Source organism: Campylobacter taeniopygiae (assembly GCF_005406225.1).
Classification (GTDB): domain Bacteria; phylum Campylobacterota; class Campylobacteria; order Campylobacterales; family Campylobacteraceae; genus Campylobacter_D; species Campylobacter_D taeniopygiae.
This window is the reverse complement of record NZ_NXLY01000024.1, coordinates 1-6200: the sequence shown is the minus strand read 5'-3', so window position 1 is coordinate 6200 and position 6200 is coordinate 1. Positions and strand designations below refer to the sequence as shown.

Below are 6200 nucleotides of genomic sequence, written 5' to 3'. Positions count from 1 at the left end.
TATTAAGTATTTGGTGAAACTTCTTTTAAGATTTTAAGTCCTTTCAAAAAAAGGAAATGAAAGTATAACTAATTAAGCTTAAAGGGGGTTTAAAGTATTAGTAGGTTTGGAAGAAATTTTGAATTATTTTAGAATTTTTGGTTTTGGTAAGTGCTAACATAAGTAAAATTCTAGCTTTTTGTGGATTTAAATTTTGGGCGCAAATAAAACCGAAATCTTCATCTTCTTTGCTTAAAATAACCTCTCCTACTTGTATGCGTGAGCTGATTGCAACAATAAGATTTTTTTTCATAAGCTCTTTTAATATATTTTTTTGATTTTCATGGATATTTCCCGATCCACTTCCTGCTATCACCAAAGCTTGAGTTCCATTTTCAAATAGAGCTTTTGCTGCAACGCCACTTCCATCATTAGAATAGGTATAAAGTATATCAACTTTGGGCAAGTCTTCAAGATGATCGATATCAAATGGAGTATTTTTGGTATGTAATTTTTCAATTGTGTTATAAAAATATACTTTTCCATCTAAAATATACCCCAAATCTCCAAAATTTGGAGAAGAAAAAGCATCCAAATTTAAAGTATGAGTTTTTACTGCTGCTCTAGCACTTAAAATTCGATCGTTCATAACAATCATAACGCCTTTATTTTTAGATTTCTCATTAATGGCTAAAGCCACAGCATTATATAAATTTTTAGATCCATCTGCACTCATAGCTGTAGAAGGACGCATCGCACCCGTTAAGATAACCGGTTTATCGCTTTTAATGGTTAAATTTAAAAAATACGCAGTCTCTTCCATGGTATCTGTTCCATGAGTTACCACAACGGCATCTATTTCATCTTTAGTTAAAAGCTTATTGATTTTTTTAGCAAGATTTAGCTGAATTTCATTAGACATATTAGAACTATCTATATTAGATATCTGATAACCTACAATTGTTGCAAATTCTTTAATTTGAGGCACAGCATCAAGCAAAACTTCTATATTTAAAGCTCCTGCTTTATAGCCCGTTGTCGTAATAGCATCATCAATAACTCCTGCTATAGTTCCACCTGTTGCTAAAATTGCAATTTTTGGTTTCATTAATCAATCCTGCGTATCTTTTCTTCGGTTAAAATTTCTTTTATGATAAATTGAGGAGTTAAAAGTCCCCTAAATTCATTTTTAGAAATACTTCCTAATATATTAATGTTTTCATCAATGCTTGGCTCTTTGTCAAAATTAAAAAACAAAGCTTCAACAACCTTATTTTCTTTAGATAAAACTAATTTTAAATGTTTTTCATTTTTTCCTAAAATTTTTTTATTTTTCACTTTTAGATTTTCTAAGACAAAAAAAGGGCGAGGATTTTTATGGCCAAAAGGTTCGAAAGATTCTAAAATTTCTAACATTTCAAAATCAATTTCATTTGGATCTAAAACCCCTAAAATTTCATCAGTGTCTAAAAATTCATTATCAGGAATTTTTGCACATTCTTGCTGGATTAGAATTTTAAATTTTTCAAAATTTTGTGCATTTAAACTCATGCCTGCAGCACCTTTATGCCCTCCATAATTACTTAATAAAGAATTAGCTTTAGAGATTAAAGATAAAATATCAATCTTTCCAACACTTCTAGCGCTACCTTTTAAATAATCCTCATTTTGAGAAAACACAAAGGCAGGTTTGTTAAAATGTTTCGACAAGCGACTCGCTACTATACCCAAAACCCCTTCATGCCAATTTATCCCAGATACCACAATACAAGAATCTTGATCATTAATTTGACTTAAACTTTCTTCAAAAAGCTGTTTTTCTTCATCTTTTCTATTTTCGTTAAAATTAACAATCTGCTCTAGATACTCTAAGGCTTTATTTAAATCTTTAGTGTGCAAAAATTCATAAGAAATGCTAGCATCATCCATTCTTCCGGCACTATTAATCAGCGGGGCGATTAAAAATCCTATGCTATCTAGAGAAAATTTATCCTTTTGATAATAATTTTTAATAGCCTTAAAAGCTGCTCTTTTGGATTTGTTAATAAAATCAATGCCTCTTCTTACCAAAGCGCGGTTTAAGTCTCTAAGCTCCATCATATCGGCAATTATAGCAATAGCTAATAATTCTAAAAATCGACTCATATCGTATTTTAGTTTGCAAACCTCTTTTAAAGCAGCGATCAAATACCATGCCACTTGTGCTCCACAAATTTCAATATCTGGAAATTCGCAATCTTTTTGCTTAGGATTGATTATCGCAAAAGCATCAGGCAAAATATCTTGAGGCATGTGATGATCAGTAATGATTAGATCAATATTTTTTTCTTTGCAAAGTTTAGCAGCTTCAAGTGCTGCTATGCCATTATCTACGGTAATAATTAAATCGACATCAAGCTCATTAATAATTTCAGAATTTAACCCATACCCATCTTTAAAGCGATTTGGAATTCTAACGATATAATCAAAACCTATATCATCAAAAAATTCCGCCATAATCACACACGATACTATACCATCAACATCATAATCGCCTACAATAGCAATTTTTTCATTTTTTTCTATCGCACTTTTTATGCGTTCTGCTGCTTTATAAATATCTTTTAAGCAACACGGTAACGGCAAATCACAAAGTTTAGTATGAAGATCTTTTTCAAAACGTGAAGCTAAAATTTTTTTAACTTCACTTTTATCAATCTTTTTCATGTTTGATTGCTGCCTCAATAAATCCAAAAATCACTGGATTTGCATGCTCTAATCTTGAAGTGAATTCAGGATGGAACTGCACGGCTAGGAAAAATGGATGCGAATTTAACTCTATAGCCTCGATAAGCCCTTGACTTTCTCCACTTACAATAAGTCCATTATTTTCAAAATCTTTACGGTATTTTGGATTGGCTTCATAACGATGACGATGACGCTCTTTTACGCTTTTTGTATTACCATAAACTCTTGCTAAAATTGTTTTAGGCTTAATCTCACACTCATAAGCACCCAAACGCATCGTTCCACCCAAAGGTGTTTTAGCGGTTCTAATTTGTTTTTTTCCATTAGAATCAATGAATTCATCAATCAAATAAATAATAGGATTTTTACACTTTTCATCAAATTCGCTTGAATTAGCATCTTTTAATTTTAAAACATTTCTAGCAAATTCTACTAAAGCTAACTGCATACCCAAACAAATACCTAAAAAAGGAATTTTATTTTCTCTTGCATAATTAATCGCTTTTATTTTCCCCTCTACGCCACGATTTCCAAAGCCTCCTGCAACTAAAATTCCGCTCACATCTTTAAATGCTTCAGATGATTCTAAATTTTCAAGCTTTTCACTATCGATCCATTTAAGCTCTACTCTAGTATCAAGTGCTGCACCCGCATGTATAATAGCTTCAGTAAGACTTTTATAACTTTCTTTTAAATCAACATATTTTCCTACAAACGCAATTTTAACTTCATTGCTTGGTGCAATCACCCTTTTTACCAAACTATTCCAATTTTGCATATCAGGTTTTGAAATTTTAAGATCTAATATACTTGCAATTGGATTTAATATATCTTGTTTTAAAAAATTAAGCGGAATTTGATAAATACTTGCTGCATCTATACTTTCTATAACGCAATTTTTTTCCACTCCGCAAGAAATAGCAATTTTGTCTTTTAAATCCCTATCTAAAGATTTTTCACTGCGACAAATTATCATATCAGGACTGATTCCTATACGTCTTAATTCACCTACGCTATGTTGAGTAGGTTTGGTTTTCAATTCCCCTGCTGCTTTTATAAAAGGCACTAATGTAAGATGTATATTCATAGCATTATTTTTGCCTACTTCTAAACGTAAAGCACGAATGGCCTCTAAAAAAGGAAGGCCTTCTATATCACCAACCGTTCCTCCAATCTCTACAATTAAAACATCTTTTCCTTCACCAGCTTTTTGGATACGATCTTTAATCTCACCTACAATATGAGGAATAACTTGGATCGTTTTTCCAAGATATTCTCCACGCCTTTCTTTCTCAATAACGCTTTGATAAACACGTCCAGTTGTAAAATTATTATCTTGAGACAAACTTTCATCTAAAAAACGCTCATAATGTCCCAAATCTAGATCCGTTTCTGCCCCATCATCGGTTACGAAAACTTCTCCATGTTCAAAAGGACTCATAGTTCCAGGATCAACATTAATATAAGGGTCTGCTTTAAGTATGCTTACTTTCAAACCTGAATTTTTTAAAAGTGTAGCAATAGAAGCTGCAGCAATTCCTTTTCCTAAAGAACTCAAAACTCCACCGGTTACAAAGATATATTTTGTTTGTTTTTTCATCGCTTTAATCAACCTTGATTTTTTAATTTAATTATAACTTGATAAAACTTTTTATTTCATTAGAATTTTAAGTAAAAAATGCAAGAATTATAAAAAACAAAAATTTCATTTTCAAGGAAAAATTATGAAAATCACTCTACTTTTTCACACTCCACTTTCCGTATGCTCTCATGCGACAAGAACTTGTTGGCAAAGTTTTGAAAAGGGTGATTGTGGTGGCGAAAAAGATAAAGAGCTTATTGATCGCGTTGGCAATAAATTTAAACATGCCTCAACTCTAGAACATTTAAATTATACTTTTTATATCCAAGGAATTTCAAGAGCTTGTTTGCAAGAAGTTGCACGTCATCGTCATACTAGTCCTAGTGTAAAAAGCACAAGATACACTTTAAAAGAACTTCGCAATGAAAATGAATTTAAAGTTGGAGATTTTGAAAATGCTAGTCGATATTTGGTACTTTGTGGAAATGAAGAGGTGGATAATGCTAGTATTAAAGCTTTGGAAAATTTAAGACTGATCTTACAAAAAAGCATTAGTTTAGATATAGCTAAGTATTGCTTACCAGAAAGCTATAAAACTGAACTGACTTTAACCATAAATGCTAGGAGTTTGCAAAATTTCATTTCACTTCGCAGCTCAAAATCCGCTCTTTGGGAAATTAGAAATTTAGCCAATGCCTTATTTGAAGCTTTACCAGAAGAACATCGATTCATTTTTGAACATTGTTTGCATAAAGATATAGAATAATTTTGTAAGCAAAATTCTAAATAGTAAAAAAATCTTGATCTAAATATTTAATTAATAAATAAATTATATTTTTATAAAATATCATCTTTAATATTTTTTAAAAATAAAATAGGTGGTATTTAAAGATGAGTATAAAAATTAAAATGTCTTTAATAGCTAATATAATAGCTATTATTTGTCTGCTTGCTTTAGGTATTGTAACTTTTATTTTTGTTAAAGATGCCTTACTAAAACAAGTAATCTCAACTCAAACTAACTACGTTAAAACTGCAAAAAGTTCTATGGCAAATTATAACGAGGTTAAACTAACCGTTCTTAAGGAACTCGCCAATAGTTTAAGTAAATTACCTCTTAGCAGTTTTAGCGATGAAAAAGCTGTTTTAGATAATGCAGGCTTAATTTTTCAAAATTATAGAAAAGGTGGTGATTTATTAGCAGCTTATATTAGGTTTATCAAATGGTGAATATATTGGAAGCGATCCAAGAAGTGATAAAAAAAATGTTGATGCTATTATTTATGGAAAAGCTAATAACTATGATTCTAGGAATAGAGATTGGTATAAAAATGCAAAGGAGCAAAATGGTATATACGAATCTCCTTCTTATATAGATACTGCATCCAATCTTCCTTGTTTTACCTATTCTATGCCTTTTTATAAAGATGGTAAGTTTATTGGAGTTTTAGCGATTGATGTTTCAAATGCAAATTTACAAAAACAATTTGATAAATTATCAGGAGATGTTTTCGTTTTTGATCAAAAAAATTATGTTTTTGTTTCTTCAAATAAGGCATTTTTGGGACAAAATTCAAATATTCCAAATATAGAAAGCAAATTTAAACAAACTGGAGATTATAATTCTTTTTCTTATACAAGAATTCAAGGGGGTGATAGATTAGCTATGTGCTCTCAATTTAATAATTATACAATTTGTTCATCTGAACCAGTAGAAGCAATCCAAAAACAAGTCTCTAAAATAGCTTATATACAAATTATTATAGTAGTTGTAATTATTATTATTAGTATTGTTTTACTCTACGCATTAACAGCCAAACTCCTCTCCCCACTCACCACCATCCAAAGTGGTCTTAATGCCTTCTTTGATTTTATCAATCATAAAACAAAGAATGTCTCTACTATTAATATA

Annotated in this window: 6 protein-coding genes; 3 read left to right on the top strand and 3 right to left on the bottom strand. The window is 30.6% G+C overall.

The features are described from left to right. Positions 1-97: 97 nt before the first annotated feature. Genes CQA75_RS08420 through CQA75_RS08410 form a run of 3 tightly spaced genes read right to left on the bottom strand, consistent with a single transcriptional unit; the run spans position 98 to position 4306 of the window. A complete protein-coding gene (locus CQA75_RS08420; RefSeq protein ID WP_137624539.1) occupies positions 98-1087 on the bottom strand; it encodes an asparaginase in 990 nt (329 codons plus the stop codon). Then, a complete protein-coding gene (gene recJ, locus CQA75_RS08415; protein WP_137624538.1) occupies positions 1087-2685 on the bottom strand; it encodes a single-stranded-DNA-specific exonuclease RecJ in 1599 nt (532 codons plus the stop codon). Before recJ ends, CQA75_RS08420 begins: the two co-directional genes overlap by 1 nt. After that, positions 2672-4306 carry a CTP synthase gene (locus CQA75_RS08410; protein WP_137624537.1) on the bottom strand — a complete coding sequence of 545 codons (1635 nt, stop codon included), beginning with the start codon at positions 4304-4306 and terminating at the stop codon, positions 2672-2674. The genes recJ and CQA75_RS08410 overlap by 14 nt, the downstream gene beginning before the upstream one ends. Positions 4307-4430: 124 nt before the next feature. On the opposite strand from CQA75_RS08410, the gene thyX reads away from it, so the two are divergent. The 3 genes from thyX to CQA75_RS08395 all read left to right on the top strand — a co-directional run. Further along, complete coding sequence (thyX, locus tag CQA75_RS08405) at positions 4431-5054, top strand: FAD-dependent thymidylate synthase (protein WP_137624536.1); 624 nt, start codon at positions 4431-4433, stop codon at positions 5052-5054. Between the two features lie 125 nt (positions 5055-5179). Then, positions 5180-5518, top strand: a complete 339-nt coding sequence (locus CQA75_RS08400; RefSeq protein WP_137624535.1) for a chemotaxis protein — start codon at positions 5180-5182, stop codon at positions 5516-5518. Continuing rightward, on the top strand, positions 5496-6200 hold a 705-nt coding region (locus CQA75_RS08395; protein ID WP_342772963.1), incomplete at its 3' end, for a PDC sensor domain-containing protein. The genes CQA75_RS08400 and CQA75_RS08395, both read left to right, overlap by 23 nt.

Excerpts from the sequence above, each read along its gene's own strand:
- CQA75_RS08420 (WP_137624539.1), bottom strand. The coding sequence starts at position 1,087 with ATGAAACCAAAAATTGCAATTTTAGCAACAGGTGGAACTATAGCAGGA.
- CQA75_RS08400 (WP_137624535.1), top strand. The coding sequence starts at position 5,180 with ATGAGTATAAAAATTAAAATGTCTTTAATAGCTAATATAATAGCTATT.
- recJ (WP_137624538.1), bottom strand. The coding sequence starts at position 2,685 with ATGAAAAAGATTGATAAAAGTGAAGTTAAAAAAATTTTAGCTTCACGT.
- CQA75_RS08410 (WP_137624537.1), bottom strand. The coding sequence starts at position 4,306 with ATGAAAAAACAAACAAAATATATCTTTGTAACCGGTGGAGTTTTGAGT.
- thyX (WP_137624536.1), top strand. The coding sequence starts at position 4,431 with ATGAAAATCACTCTACTTTTTCACACTCCACTTTCCGTATGCTCTCAT.